This window comes from Shinella yambaruensis (assembly GCF_022899355.1).
Taxonomy (GTDB): Bacteria; Pseudomonadota; Alphaproteobacteria; order Rhizobiales; family Rhizobiaceae; genus Shinella; species Shinella yambaruensis.
In genome coordinates this window covers 197462-218523 of record NZ_JALJCK010000008.1, presented here as the reverse complement: position 1 = coordinate 218523, position 21062 = coordinate 197462, and the positions used below count along the sequence as shown (strand labels likewise).

The 21062-nt window shown below is 68.4% G+C and carries 17 protein-coding genes; 14 read left to right on the top strand and 3 right to left on the bottom strand.

The window, feature by feature from the left end; translation table 11 throughout:
- The first annotated feature begins 46 nt into the window (after positions 1–46).
- From MUU56_RS19895 to otsA, 11 genes are all read left to right on the top strand, one after another.
- The gene (locus MUU56_RS19895) at positions 47–817 is read left to right on the top strand and encodes an HpcH/HpaI aldolase family protein (RefSeq protein ID WP_244769023.1); all 771 of its coding nucleotides are present in this window, start codon (positions 47–49) and stop codon (positions 815–817) included.
- An 87-nt stretch (positions 818–904) separates the two neighbouring features.
- Positions 905–1801 (top strand): LysR family transcriptional regulator, encoded by an 897-nt coding sequence (locus MUU56_RS19890; protein ID WP_133034093.1) that lies wholly within the window; start codon positions 905–907, stop codon positions 1799–1801.
- A 104-nt stretch (positions 1802–1905) separates the two neighbouring features.
- Positions 1906–2709, top strand: a complete 804-nt coding sequence (locus MUU56_RS19885; RefSeq protein ID WP_244769022.1) for a carbon-nitrogen hydrolase family protein — start codon at positions 1906–1908, stop codon at positions 2707–2709.
- Between the two features lie 111 nt (positions 2710–2820).
- On the top strand, positions 2821–3483 hold the full coding sequence (locus MUU56_RS19880) for an RraA family protein (RefSeq protein ID WP_244769021.1): 663 nt from the start codon (positions 2821–2823) through the stop codon (positions 3481–3483).
- A gap of 58 nt (positions 3484–3541) precedes the next feature.
- The gene (locus tag MUU56_RS19875) at positions 3542–4597 is read left to right on the top strand and encodes an ABC transporter substrate-binding protein (RefSeq protein ID WP_244769020.1); all 1056 of its coding nucleotides are present in this window, start codon (positions 3542–3544) and stop codon (positions 4595–4597) included.
- Positions 4598–4716: 119 nt separating this feature from the next.
- Positions 4717–5790, top strand: a complete 1074-nt coding sequence (locus MUU56_RS19870; RefSeq protein ID WP_244769019.1) for an ABC transporter ATP-binding protein — start codon at positions 4717–4719, stop codon at positions 5788–5790.
- Positions 5787–6650, top strand: a complete 864-nt coding sequence (locus MUU56_RS19865; protein ID WP_064332940.1) for an ABC transporter permease — start codon at positions 5787–5789, stop codon at positions 6648–6650. The genes MUU56_RS19870 and MUU56_RS19865 overlap by 4 nt, the downstream gene beginning before the upstream one ends.
- 93 nt (positions 6651–6743) lie before the next feature.
- Entirely contained in the window at positions 6744–7538 is a 795-nt protein-coding gene (locus MUU56_RS19860; protein ID WP_244769018.1) for an ABC transporter permease, read from the top strand.
- A gap of 296 nt (positions 7539–7834) precedes the next feature.
- The gene (locus tag MUU56_RS19855; RefSeq protein ID WP_263194823.1) at positions 7835–8944 is read left to right on the top strand and encodes an efflux RND transporter periplasmic adaptor subunit; all 1110 of its coding nucleotides are present in this window, start codon (positions 7835–7837) and stop codon (positions 8942–8944) included.
- 3 nt (positions 8945–8947) lie between these two features.
- On the top strand, positions 8948–12097 hold the full coding sequence (locus MUU56_RS19850; protein ID WP_244769017.1) for an efflux RND transporter permease subunit: 3150 nt from the start codon (positions 8948–8950) through the stop codon (positions 12095–12097).
- Between the two features lie 221 nt (positions 12098–12318).
- A complete protein-coding gene (gene otsA, locus MUU56_RS19845; RefSeq protein ID WP_244769016.1) occupies positions 12319–13806 on the top strand; it encodes an alpha,alpha-trehalose-phosphate synthase (UDP-forming) in 1488 nt (495 codons plus the stop codon).
- A 166-nt stretch (positions 13807–13972) separates the two neighbouring features.
- On the opposite strand, the gene MUU56_RS19840 is transcribed toward otsA, so the two are convergent.
- From MUU56_RS19840 to MUU56_RS19830, 3 genes are read right to left on the bottom strand one after another with little or no spacing between them, the layout of a single operon-like run.
- Positions 13973–14815 (bottom strand): TIGR01459 family HAD-type hydrolase, encoded by an 843-nt coding sequence (locus MUU56_RS19840; RefSeq protein ID WP_244769015.1) that lies wholly within the window; start codon positions 14813–14815, stop codon positions 13973–13975.
- The gene (locus MUU56_RS19835) at positions 14812–16089 is read right to left on the bottom strand and encodes an FGGY-family carbohydrate kinase (RefSeq protein ID WP_244769014.1); all 1278 of its coding nucleotides are present in this window, start codon (positions 16087–16089) and stop codon (positions 14812–14814) included. Before MUU56_RS19835 ends, MUU56_RS19840 begins: the two co-directional genes overlap by 4 nt.
- Positions 16086–17168 carry a class II aldolase/adducin family protein gene (locus MUU56_RS19830; RefSeq protein WP_244769013.1) on the bottom strand — a complete coding sequence of 361 codons (1083 nt, stop codon included), beginning with the start codon at positions 17166–17168 and terminating at the stop codon, positions 16086–16088. Before MUU56_RS19830 ends, MUU56_RS19835 begins: the two co-directional genes overlap by 4 nt.
- Positions 17169–17358: 190 nt before the next feature.
- Between MUU56_RS19830 and MUU56_RS19825 the strand changes: the two genes are divergently transcribed.
- From MUU56_RS19825 to MUU56_RS19815, 3 genes are read left to right on the top strand one after another with little or no spacing between them, the layout of a single operon-like run.
- The gene (locus MUU56_RS19825; protein WP_244769012.1) at positions 17359–18138 is read left to right on the top strand and encodes a DeoR/GlpR family DNA-binding transcription regulator; all 780 of its coding nucleotides are present in this window, start codon (positions 17359–17361) and stop codon (positions 18136–18138) included.
- On the top strand, positions 18135–19529 hold the full coding sequence (locus MUU56_RS19820) for an FGGY-family carbohydrate kinase (protein ID WP_244769011.1): 1395 nt from the start codon (positions 18135–18137) through the stop codon (positions 19527–19529). Before MUU56_RS19825 ends, MUU56_RS19820 begins: the two co-directional genes overlap by 4 nt.
- Positions 19526–21052 carry a sugar ABC transporter ATP-binding protein gene (locus tag MUU56_RS19815; RefSeq protein ID WP_244769010.1) on the top strand — a complete coding sequence of 509 codons (1527 nt, stop codon included), beginning with the start codon at positions 19526–19528 and terminating at the stop codon, positions 21050–21052. The genes MUU56_RS19820 and MUU56_RS19815 overlap by 4 nt, the downstream gene beginning before the upstream one ends.
- Positions 21053–21062 lie beyond the last annotated feature (10 nt).

The following is a 21062-nucleotide window of genomic DNA, read 5'->3' as shown; positions in this document are numbered from 1 at the left end:
CGCCGCCGTTGCGCCCGGCGTTTCCCGCAACCGAAAAGGAGAGAGCATGCCGACACATCCGAGCCACAAGAGCGCCGTCTGGCTGTCGGGCCCGAACATTGCGGCCGGCGAGATGGCCGCCGCCATCGGCTATACGTCGGCGGTCCTCGACATCGAGCATGGCAGCTTCGACCTGGAGGCGCTCGACCGGTTCATCCCGGTGCTCAAGGGGCTGGGCCTGGAGGTCCTCGCCAAGGTCCTCGGCCCGGAGCGGGGGCCTATCCAGCAGGCGCTGGATTTCGGGGCCGACGCGGTCGTCATCCCGCATATCGTCGATGCCCGGCACGCCGCGGAAACCTGCCGCTTCGCCAAGTTTCCGCCGCGCGGCGACCGCAGCTTCGCGGGCGGGCGCACCGTGGCCTATGGCAGCCCCGACGACCAATGGTTTCCCGACCAGGACAGCCGCACGCGATGCTATCCGATGATCGAGCATGCGGGCGCGCTTCGCGACATTGCCGCGATCCTTGCCCTCGACACCGTCGACGGGGTCTTCGTCGGCCCGAGCGACCTGTCGCTCAGGCGCGGCCGGGCCTCCTACAAGCGCAGCGAGGCCGATTTCGACGACCTGCGGACCATCGCGGCGGCCGCCCGGCGGGCCGGCAAGCACTGGCTGCTGCCGGCCTGGAGCGACGCGGAGAAACGCTTCGCCCTGGAAAACGGCGCGCACACGCTCGCCCTGACGATGGAACACGGCGCGCTGATGCTGGGATTGAAGAGCGCCTGGCTTGCGACGGCCGCGCTGGCCGGCCGGCAGGAGAGCGCCGCGGACCACGCGTAGCCGCGACATCCGCCCCGTCCCAAAGCCGTAGAAATCGCCCGTCGTCGCGTATATCGAAGGAAGACGAATTCCTGAGATGGACGGGCAATGAACCTGCGCTTCGTCGAGACATTTGTGTGGGTCGCCCGGCTCGGAAGCTTCCGCGCCGCGGCCGACCGGCTGAACGCCACCCAGGCCGCGGTCTCCAACCGCATCGCCAGCCTGGAGGCGGAGATGGGCTGCGAGCTCTTCGAGCGGGTGCCGGGCGGCGTCCGGCTGTCGGCCGTCGGCCAGCGCGCCATGCAGCCCGCCGAGGAGCTGCTGAAGGCGGCCACCAGCTTCAAGATGGCGGTCGGCAGCCCGCAGCACCTGCGCGCCACCGTGTCGATCGGCACCATCGATTCCATCGTGCATGCCTGGCTGCCGAATTTCATCGAGCGGGTGAAGGAACGCTTTCCCGCGCTCGGCCTCGACCTCAACGTGGACACGTCGCTGGCGATCGGCCGCGACATCAGCGAGAGGCGGCTCGATCTCGCGCTGCTGATGGGGCCGGTTCTCACCCCCGGCCTCAAGAACATCGACCTCGGCACGATGGAATGCGCCTGGGTCGCCGCCCCCGCCTTCCGGCTCGGCGGCCGGGAGCTGCGCCTGCAGGACCTGTCCGCCTATCCCGTGCTCACCTTCTCGCGCAACAGCGTGCCGCATATCTGGCTGCTGCGGCAGTTCGAGGAGCTGGGCGTGCAGCCGCCGGTCATTTCCAATTCCAACTCGCTTTCCGCCATGCTGCGGCTCGCCCGGGACGGCATCGGCATCGCGCTGCTGCCGGTGCCCATGGTGGCGCCGATGATCGCCGACGGCACGCTGGAGGCGCTCGCGATCACACCGCGCTTCCCGGCCTTGAAGCTGCACGCCGTCTATGCCGACGATCCGGAAAACCTAATCCCGTCAATCCTTTCGGTGATCGCCCGGGAGGCCTCGCTCGACACGACGGGGATCACCGCCTAGCGTTTTCGCCACAAGTTTTTTCTATCGGGAACGACAATTCTTTATCGTTTGTCATTCCCGTCGCAAGGCCCGACGATGCCTCCACTGAGACTTGGAGGACTTCGATGAAGATCAGTGTTGTGCAAATGAATTCCGGTTCCGACAAAGCCAAGAACCTCGACGACGCCGAGCGCATGGTGCGCGACGTGGTGGCCGGGGAGAAGCCGGACCTCGTCGTGCTGCCGGAATATTTCGCCTTTCTCGGCGAGGGACGCGACGCCGTGCACGGCAGCGGCGAAAGCTTCCCGGACGGCGGCACCTACCAGCGCTTCGCCGCGCTTGCCAAGGAGCTCGGCGTGACGCTGCATTGCGGCTCGATGGTCGAGAAGGCCGGCAACAACCACTACAACGCCTCGGTCGTCTTCGGCCCGGAAGGCAAGGAAATCGCGAAATACCGCAAGATCCACCTCTTCGACGTGGACACGCCCGGCGGCGTCTCCTACCGCGAATCCGACACGATCGGCCGCGGCGAGGACGTGGTGACCTACAAGGTCGGCGACACGACCGTCGGCTGCGCCATCTGCTACGACATCCGCTTCCCCGAGCTCTTCCGGGCCCTGCGCGACAAGGGCGCCGACGTCATCGTGCTTCCCGCCGCCTTCACGCTGATGACCGGCAAGGACCATTGGGAAGTGCTCGCCCGGGCCCGCGCCATCGAGACGCAGACCTATTTCGTCGCCGTCGGCCAGGCCGGCGCCCATGCGGACGGCAAGAAATGGTGCTGGGGCCATTCCATGGTCATCGACCCCTGGGGCCACATGGTCGCGCAGTGCTCGGACGGCGTCGGCGCCGCCACGGCCAGGATCGACCTCAGCCGCATCGGCGCCGTGCGCCGCGACGTGCCGGTCGCCCAACACCACGTCCTCTAGGACATCCCGGCCCTTTTGGCCGGAAAATCTATCTCTTTGTTTTTGCGCAGTTCCAGAAGCAGAAGTGTTACCGCATTTTTGCCGGAACTGCCTTATGGAGCAATTCCTGTCATGTTCGTCGTCAATCCCATGCCGCAGCAGATCGCCCCGGCCCTCATCAAGAAGATGGAACAGGTCGAGACCGCCACGGTCGGCCATTTCCTGCATTCCGGCTTCATGAACCGCGAGCTTCGCGCCGTGCTGCCCGAAAAGCGCATCGCCGGCACCGCGGTCACCGTGCGCCTGCCCCATGCCGATTCCACCATCCTGCACTATCTGACCAAGCTGGTGCGGCCGGGCGACTTCATCGTCGTCGACCGCTGCGGCGACGACAAGCATGCCTGCTGGGGCGGCGTCGTGACCCATTCGATGAAGCTCGGCGGCATCGTCGGCGCGGTCATCGACGGTCCGGCCACGGACTTTTCCGAGATCCGTCGCGTCGACCTGCCGATGTGGTGCCGCGGCCCCTCGCCGATCACCACGAAGATCCTCGGCCTCGAAGGGGCGATCAACGTGCCCGTCTCGGTGGGCAGCCAGACGGTGAACCCGGGCGACGCCATCATCGCCGACGAGAGCGGCGTCCTGGTGCTCGACCCTTCCAAGGCCGAATGGGCCGCGGACAAGGCGCTCGGCATGCAGGAAAGCGAGCTCGTGCTGCTCGAGCGGCTGCGCAACGGCGAGAAGCTGCCCGACATTTCCGGCGCCACGAAAATCGTGGAAGCCTCGGCCGCCTGAAGCGGCTCAATACGATAAAGCAAATGGGAACAATCGGTTCAAGAGCGGAGGAAAACTCATGACCGCAATGAAGAACGCAACCCGCGCCGGCCTTGCCGCGCTTGCAATGGCCCTCGCCACATCCGTGGCGATGGCCGATACGGTGGTGCTGACCGCCTATTCCGGCATCTTCCAGGAAAACTACGTGAAGGCCGTCGTCGAGCCCTTCATGAAGGCCAATCCCGACATCACCGTGGAATTCTACGGCATGCCGAACTCCGCCCAGATGCTGGGCACGCTGCGCGCCCAGGCAAGCGCGCCGCAGATCGACATCGCCATCATGGACGTCTCGGTCGCCAAGGCCGCGACCGACGAAGGCATCTTCGCGCCGATGGACGAGACGGTGACGAAGCATCTCGCCGACCTCTATCCCCAGGCACGCTACGAGGGCGTCAACGCCGCCGGCGTCACCTTCGACAACCTAGTCCTGCTCTACAACACCGACAAGGTGCAGCAGGCGCCGACCTCCTGGAACGCGCTCTGGGACGCGCAATATGCCAAGCAGGTCTCCATTCCCGCCGTGCCGGACATCCAGGGCACGACGCTGACCATCATCACCGACAAGATGGCCGGCGGCACGAACTATATCGAGAGCGTCGAGGCCGGCCTCAAGCGGCTGGAGGAACTTGCGCCCCTCGTCCAGACCTGGGAGCCGCGGCCCGACGTCTACCAGCCGATCTCCAGCGGCACGGCGGCGATCGGCATCGGCTGGAACGCCCGCGCGCAGGTCTATGCCGACCTGTCGGACGGCAAGCTCGGCGTAGTGCTGCCGGAGGAAGGCAGCGGCTTCCAGATCAACGTGATCGGCCTCGTCAAGGGCGGGCCGGCCAGCGAAAGCGCCAGGAAGTTCATCGACTACGCGCTGAGCCCGGAGGCGCAGGCCGCCTTCACCGAGCAGATGTTCTACGCGCCCACCAACGCCAAGGCCGCGGCGCTCATCTCGGAAAAGGCGCTGCAGCGCACCGCCGCCGGCGCCATGGACAGGATGATCGACATCAACTGGCTCGAGGTCGCCAAGGTCCGCGACGCCATCACCGAGCAGTGGCGCCGCCGCGTCATTCCGCTCAGCCGCTGATGCCGGCCGGAAGCGTTTCCGTTTTCTCCGATCACGGAAACGCTTTATCTGTCTGTCTTTCCGCAGTTCCGCCCTTGGACAGGCCGCGTTCCGTGCCGGAATTGCCCCAGGAGTTCTTCATGCCCACGACTTCCGCTCCCGACGAGCATCTCAGACTGGAAGGAATCGGCGTCAGCTTCGGCGCCGTCAACGTGATCCCCTCGCTCGATCTTTCCGTCCGCAAGGGCGAGATGGTCGCCTTCCTCGGCCCCTCGGGATGCGGAAAGACCACGACGCTCCGGATCATCGCCGGCCTCAACAAACCCTCCCGGGGCAGCATCATGGTGGGAGGGCGCGACATCACGCACCTTCCCATCCATGATCGCGACATGGGCATGGTCTTCCAGAGCTACGCCCTCTTCCCGCACATGGACGTTTCGCACAACGTCCAGTTCGGGCTGCAGATGCGCAACGTCCCTGCCCGCGAGGCGGAAAAGCGGGCGGCGCAGGCGCTGGAGATGGTCCAGCTCGGCCACCTCGCCCATCGCAAGCCGAAGGAACTGTCGGGCGGCCAGCAGCAGCGCGTGGCGCTCGCCCGCGCCCTCGTCATCGAACCGTCGATCCTTTTGCTCGACGAACCGCTGTCCAATCTCGACGCCAAGCTGCGCGACGAGATGCGCGTACAGATCCGCGCCCTCCAGCAAGAGAGCGGCATCACCGCCGTCTTCGTCACCCACGACCAGGTCGAGGCGCTGTCGATGTGCGACCGCGTCGTCGTCATGCGCGGCGGCCGCGTCGAGCAGTTCGGCACGCCGACCGAGGTCTACGAGCGCCCGGCGACGGCCTTCGTCGCCAATTTCGTCGGCCGCACGAACCGCCTCAAGGGCACGGTGACCGCGCAAGGCACCCTCACGGGGGCCGGCCAGCAGCTCCGCTCCGCCACGCGCCTGCCCGCCGGCGCCGTCGACATCCTCGTGCGCCCGCACCGCATCCGCCTCCAGGAGACGGGCGAGGCCGACAACAAGGTCGAGGGCACCGTATCGACCATCACCTTCATCGGCGACCTCGTGCAATACGGCGTCAGCGTCGGCGGCGAGGAGATCGTCGTCGAGGAAGCGACACGGCGGGGCCGCAGCCCGCTTGCGGCCGGCGACAGCGTCACGCTCGGCTGGTCGGCCGAGGACACGCTCATCTATCCGGCGGGCGAGAAATGAGCGCCGCCCCCGCCCTTCCGCGCGCCTGGCGCGACGGCCAGCTCGCCGTCCTCCTCCTGCTCCCCATCGCGCTCATCAACGCGATCGGCTTCATCCTGCCGGTGCTCAACCTCGCCCGCTATTCCTTCAACAGGTCGCGCATCGGCGGCGGCATCGAGCAGGTCTTCACCTGGGAGAACTGGGCGGGCCTGCTCAGCGATCCCTTCTATCTGGAATTGGTCCTCAATTCCGTCTGGATCAGCCTTGCCATCACGCTGACGACGCTCGTCGTCTCCTACCCGATCGCGCTCTACCTGCACCGCGCCTCCGGCTCCTGGCGGACCTTCCTCACCGTCCTCGTCATCTCGCCGCTGCTCACCTCCGCCGTGGTGCGCACCTATGGCTGGATCGCGATCCTGACCGACGACGGTCCTGTGGTCAGCGCCATCAAGGCGCTCGGCCTGCCGGCGCCGAGCCTGATGTTCAACATCAAGGGCGTCTTCATCGGCCTCACCGAGATCCTGATGCCCTACATGATCCTGGCGCTGATGGCCGGTTTCGGCCGGCTCGATCCGCGGGTGGAGGAGGCCGCGCGCACGCTCGGCGCGACGCCGGCCCGCACCTTCCGCAAGGTCATCCTGCCGCTGACGCTGCCCGGCATCGCGCTCGGCTGCCTGCTGTGCTTCGTTCTGGCCGTCTCGTCCTTCATCACGCCCAAGCTGATGGGCGGCGGGCGGGTCTTCCTGCTGGCGACCGAGATCTACGACCAGGCGATCGTCACGCTCAACTGGCCGCTTGCCTCCACCCTCTCGATCCTCGTGCTCATCGTGTTCGGCGCGGCGCTCTGGGCCTATTCCGCCGTGCTGCGGCGTCTCGACTAGAGTCTATATAGACTCTAGATTCTTTTGTTTTCGTTTGTCTTTTCGGGAAAACCGGTTTCCACTTTTCCCTGACAAACTCTCGGAGGTATACCCATGGAAATCCACAAGACCTCCTGGCCGATGCGCATCCTCGTCTTCGTGCTGTTCGTCTACCTGCTGGCGCCGGTCATCCTGGTCTTCCCGCTGTCGTTTTCCGGCGACCAGGTGCTGCGCTTCCCGCCGTCCTTCTGGTCGACGCGGTGGTATTCGGCGCTCTTCGCCAACAGCCAGATGTTGAAGGCCTTCTGGACCAGCCTGTCGCTGGCGGCGATCGTCACGGCGCTCTCGATCGTCATCGCCGTGCCGGCCGCCTGGGTGATGACGCGGCTGAAATTCACCGGGCGGGACCTCCTGTTCAACCTGTTCACCGCGCCGCTGTTGCTGCCCACCATCGTGCTCGGCCTTGCCATCCTCATCGTCTTCGCCTCCTTCGGGCTGCTGGCGACGATGCACGGCCTCGTCTTCGCCCATCTGGTGGTGACGCTGCCCTATGCGCTGCGCGTGCTCGCCGTCTCGCTCAGCACGCAGGACCGCGCCTGCGAGGAGGCCGCGCGCACGCTCGGCGCAAAGCCGCTGACCGTGTTCTTCCGCGTCACCGTGCCGATGCTGACGCCCGGCATCGTCGCGGCCGCCGCCCTCTGCTTCCTCGTCTCCTTCGACGAGGTGGTGATCACGCTCTTCCTCACCGGCCCGCGCATCAGCACGCTTCCCGTCGAGCTCTACAACTATGTCTACAACCAGGCCGACCCGCTCGTCGCCGCCGCCTCGGCGCTCCTCATCCTGCTGACGCTCGCCGTGATCATGATCGTCGAGCGCGCGATGGGCCTCGGCAAGGCCTTCGTCAAGTAGGCGGCCGCGCGGGCCGGCAGGACGGTCCTCATCGCGGGGGGAAGGCCCCGGCTCCTCCCGCGATGACGTGCTTCGCGCCGGGGGCCGGCGCCCGCATCCCCGGAAACCCGCCGCTCCGGAGGCGTCGCCGGCCGGGCCGGGCATGCCGGCGACATTCCCGGCCGCACCGCCGCGATGCGGGGCATGGCTGCAACGCCGTCGAGAATTCTTTCTGTTTTCCGTCTCCCTTTCTGGATTGTAGGGGACCGGAACTCTACGTTCCGCTCCAACGTCGTCGGCTGTGATCCGGAGCAACAATGTTCGCAAGCAACAAGGCATGGTCAAACGCGGCCGGGGCCGCATGGGTTTTGATCGCCATCGCCATGGGGGGCCTGCAGGCCGCGCGGGCGCAGACGCCCGCCGCGTCGACTGCGCCGCTGGAGCTCGCCGCGGTCGACGTCACGCGCGTCGAGCCGCGCGACATCGCCAGCGACGTGCGGATCTCCGGATCGCTGGCGCCGATCCGCCGGTCGACGCATGCCGCACGCGTCGCCTCGACGATCGTCGAGCTGCCCGTCAAGGTCGGCGACGTCGTCAGGAAGGGGGACCTTCTCGTGCGCTTCGACACGCGGGCGCTCGAATCCACGCTGACCGTGCGCCGGGCTTCGGCGGAGGCCCTGACCGCGCAGCTGCAGCTTGCCGAATCCGTCCTGCGCCGCACCACCAGCCTCGGCCAGAGCGGCGCGTCCACGGAGGCGGCGACCCTGGAGGCCGAGGCCAATGTCGCCAATCTCGCCGCCCAGCTCCGCTCGAAGCAGGCCGAGATCGCGGATGCCGAGCGCGACCTCGCCGATGCGGAGGTCCGCGCCGTGTTCGACGGCGTCGTCGCCTCGCGGCCCGTCGAGCAGGACCAGACGGTGGCGCTCAACACCGAGCTCCTCACCATCGTCGATCTCTCCAGGATGGAGGTGGACGCGGGCGTGCCGACCAGCCGCATTCCCATGGTGCGGGTCGGCCAGCCGGTCGAGCTCACGGTCGAGGGTTTTGCGGACAGGACCTTCTCCGGCGCGGTCACGCGCATTTCGCCCACCGCCGTCGCCGGCTCGCGGGCCGTGCGGGTCTTCCTGGCGATCGACAACAACGACCGCACGCTGAAGGGCGGCATGTTCACGACGGGCATCCTCAAGGTCGACGAGCGGAAGGGCGTCATCGCCCTGCCGAACGCGGCGATCCGCCAGGACCAGACGGGCAGCTTCGTGCTCAAGGTGACGGAGGGCGTGCTGCGCCGCCAGCCGATCGTGCTCGGCACCGCATGGACGGACCGGGGCCTCGTCGCGGTCTCGGGGCTCGAAGCCGGCGACGTCGTCGTTTCCGCGCCGCTGCCGGCGCTGGAAGCGGGCATGCCGGTCGTCGTCGAGGGGCTGTAAGCGATGTTCCTCACGCGCATCAGCGTCCGCCATCCCGTCTTCGCCACCATGATGATGGTGACGATCCTGGTCATCGGGCTGTTCTCCTATTTCCGCCTCGGCGTCGACCAGTTCCCCGAGACCGACCTTCCCATCGTCGTCGTCACCGCGAGCTATACGGGCGCCTCGCCCTCGACCGTGGAAAGCGAGGTGTCGCGCCCGATCGAGACGGCGCTGAACACGATCGGCGGCATCGACACGATCATCTCCGAATCCTACGAGGGCCGCTCCGTCGTCGTCGTGCAGTTCGAGCTCGACGTTGATTCGCAGGTGGCCGCCCAGGAGGTGCGCGACCGCGTCGCGCGGCTGGAGGCGAGCTTCCCCGACGCGGTGGACACGCCGCAGGTCACCCGCTTCAATCCGGACGACGCGCCCATCCTCTCCATCGCCGCCTCGTCCTCGAAGCGCACGCTTTCGGAGATCACCACGCTCGCCAACCGCGTGATCACCAACCGGCTCAGCGTCATCGCCGGCGTCGGCCAGATCTCGCTGGTCGGCGGCAGCGAGCGCCAGGTGCTCGTGATGGTCGATCCCGACCGCCTCGAAGCCTATGGCATCGCGGTCACCTCCGTCATGGACGCCATCCGCAAGGAGAACCAGGACCGCGCCGCCGGCACGCTGATCTCCGGCATCAACCAGAGGATCGTCACCGTCGAGGGCCGCGTGCCGGACGTGGCGGGCTTCAACGGCATCATCGTCGCGCAGAGCGGCGGCTATCCGGTCTATCTGTCCGACGTCGCGACGATCCTCGACATCGGCGCCGAGGTGACGAGCCGCGCCACCTACCAGGGCATGCCCTCGCTGGGGCTGGACGTCGTCAAGGTGCAGGGCGCCAACACCGTGCAAGTGGCCGCGGAACTGCGCAAGGAGATCGCGGCGCTGAATGTCGAGCTTGCCCCGGAAGGGATCGAGCTGAAGGTGACGCGCGACAATTCCCGCCCCATCGCCGCCCAGGTGCAGGAGGTCCAGCGCACCCTGATCGAGGGCGGCGTGCTCACCGTGGTGATCGTCTTCCTGTTCCTCAATTCCTGGCGCTCGACCGTCATCACCGGGCTGACCCTGCCGATCTCGGTGATCGGCACCTTCGCGCTCATCCATGCGCTCGGCTTCACGCTCAACACCATGACGCTCATGGCGCTGTCGCTGTCGATCGGCATCCTGATCGACGATGCGATCGTCGTGCGCGAGAACATCACGCGCCATCTGCACATGGGCAAGAGCCATGTGGACGCGGCCCTCGACGGCACGAACGAGATCGGCCTTGCCGTTCTCGCCACCACGCTCTGCATCGTCGCGGTCTTCCTGCCCGTCGCCTTCATGGGCGGCCTCATCGGCCGGTTCTTCCTGCAGTTCGGCGTGACCGTCGCCGTCGCGGTGCTCATCTCGCTCTTCGTGTCCTTCACGCTCGATCCGATGCTGTCGAGCGTCTGGTACGATCCGCAGTCCGAGGTGAACGCGAAGCGAGGCCCGCTCGGGCGGCTGATCGCGCGGTTCGACCGCTGGTTCGAGCGCCTCGCCGACCGGTATCGCCGGCTCATCCGCTGGACCTTCCGCTATCGCAAGACGACGGTCTTCGTGGTCATCGCGCTGTTCTTCGCAAGCCTGATGCTCGTGCCGCGCATCGGCGCGGAATTCCTGCCGCCGGCCGACCAGGGCGAGGTCTCCATCGCGCTGAAGGCCACCGAGGGCGCGTCGCTGGACTACATGGCGGCGAAGGTCGGCCAGGTCGAGCGGGCGCTGCGCGAGTTCGACTATGTCGACACCATCTATTCCACCATCAATGCCGGCGGCGCGCGCGGCTTCAACGAGGCGACGGTGGCCGTCCAGCTCAAGCCGAGCACCGAGCGCTCGGTGACGACGGCGGCCAGCATGGAGCCGTTCCGCAAGCGCCTCGCCTCCATTGCCGGCCTCGAGGTCTCCATCGGCCAGAACACGGGCATGGGCTCGTCGCAAAAGCCGCTCCAGCTTTCCGTGCTCGGCGACGGCGAGGCGGAGCTGCGCCGCATCTCCAACGAGATCACCACCGCCCTTGCCGCCATTCCCGGCGCGACGGAGGTCGAATCGTCGATCGAGAACAAGCGCCCGACGCTCGCCGTGCGGATCCGCCACGAGGCGGCGAGCGACCTCGACGTCTCGATCGCGGCGATCGGCGACACCCTGCGCCCGCTGGTGGCGGGCGATGCCATATCCGTCTGGAACGCGCCGGACGGGGAGACCTACGACGTCGTGGTGCGCCTGCCGGCGACGGGCCGGCGCGATGCCGCGCAGCTTCGCGACCTCACCATCGCCACCGGCCGGACGGACGAGAACGGCAAGCCGATCACCGTTCTGCTCGACCAGGTGGCCGACGTCATCGAAAGCACCGCGCCGGACGCCATCACGCGCAAGGACCTCTCCCGCGAGATCCGGATCGAGAGCAATATCGAGGCGCGCGCGCTCGGCGACGTGACCGCGGACCTCAACGCCGCCATCGCGAAGATGCAGATCCCGGCGGGCTACCGCATCAGCTTCGGCGGCGATGCGGAAAACCTTGAGGAGAGCATGGGCTATGCGCTCCAGTCGCTCGCCCTTGCCGTCATCTTCATCTACATCATCCTCGCCTCGCAGTTCGGGTCCTTCCTCCAGCCCGTCGCCATCATGATGACGCTGCCGCTGTCGCTGATCGGCGTCCTGATCGGCCTTCTCGTCACCGGCTCGACGCTCAACATGTTCTCGATCATCGGCTTCATCATGCTGATGGGCCTCGTCACCAAGAACGCGATCCTGCTCGTCGACTATTCCAACCAGGGCCGGCGGGAAGGCAAGAGCCTGCAGGACAGCCTGGCGGATGCCGGCGCGGTGCGCCTGCGGCCGATCATCATGACGACGCTGGCGATGATCTTCGGCATGCTGCCGATGGCCATCGGCCTCGGCGAGGGCGGCGAGCAGCGCGCGCCGATGGCCCATGCCGTCATCGGCGGCCTCATCTCCTCCACGCTCCTGACGCTCGTCTTCGTGCCCGTGGTGCTGACGCTGCTCGACCCGGTCGGCGCGCGCGTCGCCGGATGGTTCCCCAAGGGACCGCGCCACCGGGAGCGGCAGGCCGGGGAGGACACCTCCCTCCAGCGCCCCTGAAGCGTCCCGTCCCGGGGCGGGGCGGGCCGCAAAACGGCCCCGCAGGACGGCAAAATCGCCGGTTTTAGGGAACCTTCCCGGCCCCCGGCCGTTTACGGTGCATTGCGAAAAAGTCCGCCGGCGCTGTCCGCTGGCGCAAAATTCCTCTTTTTCGGGTTCAACGCGCCCTCGCAAAACCCTCATGCAATGAGGGGCGCGGCCCACAAGGTAGTACCGAATTCATGGCTCGTCTCGTCGTCGTTTCCAACCGCGTTCCCATTCCCGACAAGAGCGGGACTGCTCCTGCCGGCGGCCTCGCCGTCGCCCTTCAGACAGCGCTGGAGGCACGCGGCGGGCTCTGGCTCGGCTGGTCCGGCCGGTCCTGCACGGACGATGCGGTCGGGCCGCTGCAGAGGCTGAAGGAGGGCAACATCGAATATGCGCTCACCGACCTCACCGAGCGCGACGTCGAGGAATACTACCAGGGCTTTGCCAACCGGGTGCTCTGGCCGATCTGCCACTACCGGCTGGACCTTGCCGAATACGGCCGGCGCGAGATGGCCGGCTATTTCCGCGTGAACCGCTTCTTCGCAAGCCGCCTCCTGCCGCTCATCGAGCCGGACGACCTGATCTGGATCCACGACTACCATCTCATCCCGCTGGCCGCCGAGCTGCGCCGGCAGGGCGTGACCAACCGGATCGGCTTCTTCCTGCACATCCCCTGGCCGGCGCCCGACGTCTTCCACGCCATGCCTGTGCACGAGGCGCTGCTGACGAGCATGACCGCCTATGACGTGCTCGGCTTCCAGACCGAGCATGACCGCGAGAATTTCGCCGACTGCCTGTCGCGGCACGGCCTCGGCGACCGGCTGGACGCGTTTCGCTTCACCGTCGGCGAGCGGTCCTTCACCGCCCGGTCCTATCCGATCGGCATCGAGACGGACGATTTCGCCGCGCTGGCGAAACGGGCGGCCGAGACCGCGCTGCACAAGCGCATGCTGCAGAGCCTCGACGGCAAGCAGCTCATCATCGGCGTCGACCGGCTCGACTATTCCAAGGGCATCACCCAGCGCATCGATGCCTTCGAATCCTTCCTCACCCGCCATGCCGACAGCCAGCGCAAGGTGACGCTGCTGCAGATCACGCCGAAATCACGCTCCGAAGTGCCGGAATACGAGGCGATGCAGCGGGCCGTCGCCGAACAGGCCGGCCGCGTGAACGGCGCGCTCGGCACGGTCGACTGGGTGCCGATCCGCTACATCAACCGCTCGCTGCGCCGCCCGGCGCTGGCCGGGCTCTACCGCATGGCCAAGCTCGCCCTGGTCACGCCGCTGCGCGACGGCATGAACCTCGTCGCCAAGGAGTTCGTCGCCGCGCAGAACGGGGAGGATCCCGGCGTCCTGCTGCTCTCCCGCTTCGCCGGGGCCGCGCAGGAGCTGAAGGAGGCCGTGCTCGTCAATCCCTACGACGTCGAGGGCACCGCTGACGCCATCGCCCGAAGCCTCGCCATGCCCGTCGAGGAGCGCCGGGAGCGCTGGACGGCCATGATGACGACGCTGCGCACCAACGACGTGTTCGCCTGGTGCGACGGGTTCCTCGACGATCTCGCCGCCGGCCCCACGCCGCAGCAGGCGCGCCCCGCCGCCGCGTCGGCATCCGCCAGAGCGGCGGAGACGCGCGCGCAGACCTTGCGGAAATCCTCCCCGGCACCCCTCGCACGCTGGTCGTAGCCGATCCTCGACGCATGCGGGCGATGCCGCGTCATTCCGTGAACACGTGCCCGTCGGACAGTTTGCACGCCGTGCGCAGGAGGATTTCCATGTTGCCGGGCGGATGCTCGACGGCAGCGGCCCTCGACGCGACTGTTGGGTGACCCGTGTCCCGGACGGGGCGGCTTCAGGCGGCGAAGCGCTCCATGACGAAACCAGGGCGCGCGCCATAGCGGTCGGCAAGGGCGGCAAGCTCGGGCCCGGTGCTTTCGGCAAGGATGCCCGTCCTGACGAGGCAGGAGGCGAGCCCCGCGCCGGCGGCACCGGCGATGTCGTGCTCCAGGCTGTCGCCGACGCAGACGATCCGGTCGGCTGCAAGCCCCCCGAGCAGCGCCTGCGCCTGCCGGTAGATCGCCGGATGGGGCTTGCCGAACCAGCGCACCGGCCCGCCGAGATCCTGGTAGGCCAGCGCGATGCTGCCGGCGCCCGGCGCCGTGGCACCGCCGCTTGCGAGCTTGTGCCGGTCGGGATTGGTGCAGTAGCAGGGCACGCCGCGCCGTGCGGCGGGGGCGAGGCGGCGGCGGTAGTCCGCCATCGGGACGCGATCGGCCTCGCTGCCGGAGATGATCACGATATCGGCCAGGGCCGCGTCCTCGACGCTCTCGAAGCCGAGGCGGTCGGCAAGGTTGCGGTCGCCGCCGCTGGAGATCGTCAGGCAGCGTGTCCCGGCCGCGGAGCCGGCCGTCTCCCCGGAAAGGATGTCGTAGGCGACGTCGCCGGAGGTGAGGAAGCGGTCGAAACCCGCCCGGTCGAAACCGAGCTTGACGAGCCGTTCGGCATTGTAGTCTCCGCTGCGGCCGGAATTGGACAGCACGATGACGGTCCTGCCCAGCGCCTTGAGGCGCAGCAGCGCCTCGTTCGCCCCCGGATAGGCGCCGTCCTCGTCCCGCAGCACGCCGAACTGGTCGACGAGAAAGGCATCGTAGCGGGCCGCCAGCGCCGCAAGGTCGGTCTTCGGGGCAATGCTCATGGCCAGCGATCCTTTCCGGCAAGGACGAGGGCCGCCGTGCCCACGGCCGCTTCCGCCGAATTCGACGGCAGGAAGGGAACCCCGAGCGCCGCCTCCCGCATGCGGGTCCAGGCCGGATTGGCCGCGCCGCCGCCGACCGTGCGCACCGAGCACAGGGGCGGGCCGCCGAGCGCCGCCAGCCGCGCATAGCCCGACGCCTCGATCGCCGTGATGCCTTCGAGGATCGCCTGGAAGAAGAAGACGTCGTCGGCCGGGCGCGGCGCCAGCCGCGGCGCATGGGCGGGATCGTTGACGGGGAACCGCTCGCCCGGCCGCAGCAGCGGATAATAGGCAAGGCCGGTCGGCCGGTCGGGCCGCAGCCGCGGCGTCATCGCCCGCACCTGCGCATCGTCGAAAAGGCTGCGGATGACCGCGCCCCCGGAATTCGAGGCCCCGCCGGCGAGCCAGAAATCGAGGATGCGGTGCGAATAGATGCCGTAGTCCGCCGCATCGACCGGTTCCGCCGAGGCGAGCTTGACGACCAGCGTCGAGCCGAGCGCGGTCACGCCGTCGCCGATGGACGCGGCGCCCGTCGCGAGGAACGAGGCGCAGCCGTCCGTCGTGCCGGCGTGGTAGCGGCAGCCGTCCGGCAGGCCGAAGGCCCGGCCCGCCGCACCGACGGTCGCCAGCGGCGCGCCGGCGCGTTTCACCTCAGGCAGGAGGCCGGCATCCATGCCGCAGGCTTCGATCCAGTCCGGCCAGCGCTCCGCGGCAAGATCGTAGCCCGTCTTCAGGGCGTTGTTCTCGTCGCTCGCCGGGGCGGCGAGCCCGAGCTGCAGGAGGATCCAGTCCGCCTGGTGCACGATAGCGTGAACGCCGGCCCGGCGCGAAAGATGGACGGCCTTGGCGAGCGGTGAGGTCGCGCCCCGCGCCGGGCTGTCCGCCGGCGCCGACGCCGCGATCCGGTCGAGGATGGCCCGGTCCGGACAGGGATCGTTGTACATCAGCGCATCGCCGATCGGCGCGCCGCCTTCATCGATGGCGAGCACCGTGCCGGAGGTGCCGTCGACCGCGACGCCCGTTATGGCGGCAAGCGCCCCGCGCGCGGCAAGTTCGCCGAGGCACGCGCCGACGCCGGCCCGCCACGCGGCGGGCGAGCGGCCGGCCGCGGCATCCGGGAACGGCGAGGACGCCATGTCGACGAGCGTGCCGTCGGCGGCAAGGGCGGCGGCGCGCACGCCGGACGTGCCGAGATCGATGCCGAGCGCGACGGCGGGTCCGGGCGCCGCGCTCATGCCCGCTGGCTCGCCTTGCGGTCCAGCGCCTGGCGGTATTGCTCGGCCTCCCAATGGGTGAGCTCGTATTCCTGGTCGCTGCCGAGATGGACGATGGCGGCCCCTTCCGGCACGCGCGACACGACCTCCGCCAGGCAGCGCGCCATGACGCGGCCGCCAGCGGTGAGCGCGTCGGCGAGCAGCACGCCCCGGTCGGGCACGAGCAGCATCTTCGGCATGTCGAGCCCCCGCGCGCCGCGCGCCTGCGCATAGGCCGCCACGGTCTCGCCCGCGCCGAGCACGCCGATCTCCGTGCCGAGGAAGATGACATGGTCGGGATAGAGCGAACCGCCCGTGGCGACGGCGAGGTTGGCGGGATGGAGCGCGGTCTTGTGGCTGCCGGCATCCTCGGCGGCATGGAAGGGGACGCCTTCGGCGAGGGCCTGGAGGTGCGCCGCGTCCCCCGGCGCCGTCGCCCGCTCCTCCACCGAAAGGGCGGCGGTCACGCGGGCGATGCGCGCGCGCACCTCCTCCACCGTCTCGCCGGTGACGACGATGCCGTGGTTGAAGAGGATCAGCACGTCCGGCCGGCGCGCGGCGACGCGGTCGATCTCGTGGGCGAGCGGCGTGCCGGGGCGGCGGTAGGGAATGGCCGCCCAGGTCAGATCGGGCAGCGCGGCCATGCGCTCGGCGAGGATGCGCTCCCGCCCGGCCAGCACGGAAAGGGCGATGGCATTGACGCAGTGATAATGCGCGACGACGGCCTGCGGCAGCACCGCGTGGAAGCTGGTCTCGATCGACGGGCGCAGGCCGGAGGCATTGAGCGCCGCCACGACGAAATCCGTCGCCTTTTCGGCGCTCGGGTCGCGCGCCCTGAGCGCCGCCACCAGCGGCGCGACCTCCACCGGCACCATGATGTCGCGCTCGCCGGCATGGGCAAGCCAGGTGCCGGAGGCCTTCACCCACATCACGCCGTCCCGCTTGAACGAGGTGTTGCCGCCGGCACCCTGCGTTTTCAGGATATCGCTGCCGATCTCCCTCGAGAGCGCGAGAAATGCATCGAAGGCCGCCCTGTCCTCCGCCCGAATGCCCGAAGCCATGCGGCCCCTCCTCTAGACAGTCCGCCACCCGCTTTCCGGCCCGCCGGAAACTGAGTGAACTTTTTTGTGAATGGTATTTGCATGATCGCATATCGTCAACAGTGAAGAATTTTCGTCATCGTTCTTGATCGTTCCGCGTTAGTGTGATTATCTTCATTCATCGGCGAGGGAGACGCCGGGAGGATCATCCGTGAACGACACCGAGCGCCACAAGGCCATCATCGATCTTCTGCGCGAGACGCCCTTCGCTTCGGTGCGCGATCTCCAGGAGCATCTCGGCGTGTCGCCCGCAACGATCCGTCGCGACATCGACAAGCTGCACGACCTCGGCCGGGCCCGGAAGGTCTATGGCGGCATCTCCGCCAGCGAGGCGGCCGACAGCGGGCGCCTTTCGGCAAAACCCTATGACGAGAACCGCGACATCGCCGTGGAGGCGAAGCGGGCCATCGCCGCAACGGCGGCCGGCCTGGTGCGCGACGGGGATTCCATCATCGTGCATGCGGGCTCCACCTGCTATCAGCTCGGCATATTGCTGGCGCAGCGCAACCTGCGCATCTGGACCAATTCCATGCCGCTGGCCGCCCATCTCGGCGAGCACGGCACCTGCCAGCTCTCGCTTGCCGGCGGCGAGCTCTATCGCGAGCCGGGCATCATCCATGACAGCGCCGCCGGCTCGCCCGCCTTCTTCGCCTCGCGCTTCTTCCTCGGCACGCAGGGCATCAGCAGCAAGGGGCTGCTGGAATCCCATCCGCTGCTGGTCAAGGTGATCGGCGAGCTTTCGGCCTGCGCCGACGAGATCGTGCTGCTCGCCGACAGCCGCAAGTTCTCCATCCAGCCGCGCAACGTCGCCCTGCCGCTGTCGCGCATCGGCACGATCATCACCGATGACGGCCTGACGGACGCCGCCGCCCGGATGCTGGAGGATGCCGGCGTCACCATCCTGATCGCACGGACGGGAGGGACCAGTTGAGCACCGCCCCCATCGCCGTCTTCGATCTCGGCAAGACGAATTCCAAGCTCTTCGTCGTTTCTTCCGGCGGAAAGGTCGTCGACGAGGCGCGCACCCGCCCGGTCTGGCGGGAGGAGAAGGACCTGCGGGTGCTGGACGACGCGGCCCTCCTTGCCTGGATGAAGGACGAGCTTGCCCGCGTCGCCGCCGCCCATGGCGTCGACAGCGTCACCTTTTCCGGCCACGGCTGCACCTTCGCGCTCGCCGCCGGCGATGCGCTCGTTCACCCGATCCTCGACTACGAGCAGGAGCCGCCCGCCGAAATCGCCGCGCGCATCGACGCCATGGCGCCGGATTTCCGCGAGACCTTCTCGCCGCCGCTGCCGCTCGGCTTCAACTATGGCCGCCACCTCCTCTGGCTCGACGCGCGCGAACCGGACCTCCTCGACAAGGCCGACGCGATCCTTGCCTATCCGCAGTTCTGGAGCTGGAGGTTCTCCGGCCGGAAGGTCTCCGAAGTCTCCTATCTCGGCTGCCATTCCAACCTCTGGGCGCCGCTTAAGGACGATTTCAGCAGCCTCGTCGACAGGATGGGCTGGCGCGGCAAGATGCCGGAGTTCTCCCGCGCCGGCGCCGTGATCGGCACGCACGCCGTCACGCTCGGCGACGGCCGCACGGTGGAGGTCGCGGTGCACAACGGCGTGCACGACAGCAATGCCGCGCTCTATTTCTACCGCTCGCTCGGCTTTGCCGATTTCACGCTGGTCTCGACCGGCACCTGGGTGATCGTCTTCAATCCGGCAAGCCCGCTCGAACGGCTCGACCAGACGCGCGACATGCTGGCGAATGTCACGGTCGACCGCCAGCCGGTCGCGACCATCCGCTTCATGGGCGGGCGGGAATACGACGTGGCGAGCGGCGGCTGGACGCGGCCGGTCCGCGAGGAGGCGCTGGCATCCGTCATCGCAAAACGCGCCTTCGCCCTGCCCTCCTTTGCCGCCGGCGGCCCGGTGCCGGGCCATGCCGGGCGCTTTTCCGGCCCGGCCGTCGAGGGCGAGGAACGCGCCGCCGCCGCCCTCCTCTATGTCGCGCTGATGACCGATCTTTCGCTCGATCTCATCGGCTCCGACAATACGATCGTCATCGATGGCGGGCTGGTCAGGACGGGGCTCTATGCCGCCGTGCTCGCGGCCCTGCGCCCCGGGCAGACCGTGCACACCAGCGCCAACCCGGAAGGCAGCGCCTTCGGCGCGGCGGCCCTCGTCTTCGAGGACCGCGGCCAGAACCCCTTCGTCAACGATTGCGCGGTCGCCGCGCCGGCCGCCCTTGCCGGCCTCGACGCCTACAGGCGCGAATGGCGCCGGCAGGTCGAGGCGATGCAGGCCGGGACCCGAAAGGAGAAGCGCGCATGACGGAACGGACGGACGCCCCTGCCCTTCTGGAGATGCGCGACATCAGCAAGACGTTCGGCGCGTCGAAGGCGCTGTCGCATGTGAACCTGACCGTGCATGCCGGCGAGGTGCATGCCCTGATGGGCGAGAACGGCGCGGGCAAGTCGACGCTGATGAAGATCCTGTCGGGCGCCTATACGGCCGATCCCGGCGGCACGGTGCTGATCGACGGGGAGCCGGTGACGCTCGGCGATCCGCTGAAGGCCAAGGCCCATGGCATCGCCGTCATCTACCAGGAGCTTTCGCTCGCCCCCAACCTGTCGGTGGCGCAGAACATGTTCCTCGGCAACGAGCCCGCGCGCTTCGGCCTTGCCGACCGCGCCGAGATGCGCCGGCGGGCCGAGCCGATCCTGAAACAGCTCGGCATCGGCTTTTCCGCCGCCCGCCGCGTCGCCGGGCTCTCGCTCGGCGAGCGGCAGATGGTGGAGATCGCACGGGCACTGACGACCAAGGCCCGCATCATCGTCATGGACGAGCCGACGACCTCGCTGACCACGCGCGAGACCGACCGGCTGTTCGACGTCATCGCCCGCCTCAAGGCCGACGGCATCGCCATCATCTATATCAGCCACCGCATGGAGGAGATCTACCAGCTCTCCGACCGCGTCAGCGTGCTGCGCGACGGGGCCTATGTCGGCACGCTGGAGCGCGCAGGCCTTTCCGCGGGCACGCTCGTCTCCATGATGGTCGGCCGCGACCTCTCGTCTTTCTACAAGAAGGAACACCGGCAGGCCGAGGGCGCGCGCCCCGCCGTGCTGTCGGTGGACACCATCGGCGACGGCGTGCGCGTGCACGACTGCTCCTTCGAGGTGCGGGCGGGCGAGGTGCTCGGCATTGCCGGCCTCGTCGGCTCGGGCCGCACGGAGCTTGCCCGCCTCGTCTACGGCGCCGACCGCCGGGCGACGGGCACGGTGACGCTGAACGGCAAGGCGCTCGCCATCGCCACGCCGCGCGACGCGCTCGATGCCGGCATCGCCTATCTCACCGAGGACCGCAAGGCGCTGGGCCTCTTCCTCGACATGTCGATCAGCGACAACATCAATATCGGCGTCATCGCCGGGGATGCGAAGGCCGGCGGCGTCCTGAACTTCGCAAAGGCGCGGGACCGGGCGCTCGCGGCCATCAAGACCCTGTCGATCCGCACCGCCGGCACGCAGATCAATGTCGGCGCCCTGTCGGGCGGCAACCAGCAGAAGGCGCTTCTGGCGCGCCTCCTGGAGACGAAGCCGCGGGCGGTCATCCTCGACGAGCCGACGCGGGGCGTCGATGTCGGCGCCAAGTCGGAGATCTACCGCATCATCGACGCGCTCGCCGAGAACGGCATCGCCGTGGTCGTCATCTCCAGCGACCTGCCGGAGATCCTCGGCATCGCCGACCGCGTCCTGGTGATGCGCGAGGGGCGCATCGCCGGCGAGGTGACGCAGCCGATCGAACAGGAAGCGATCATGGCGCTGGCGACCGGCACGGCCGGCCAGGCCGCCTGACGGACAACAA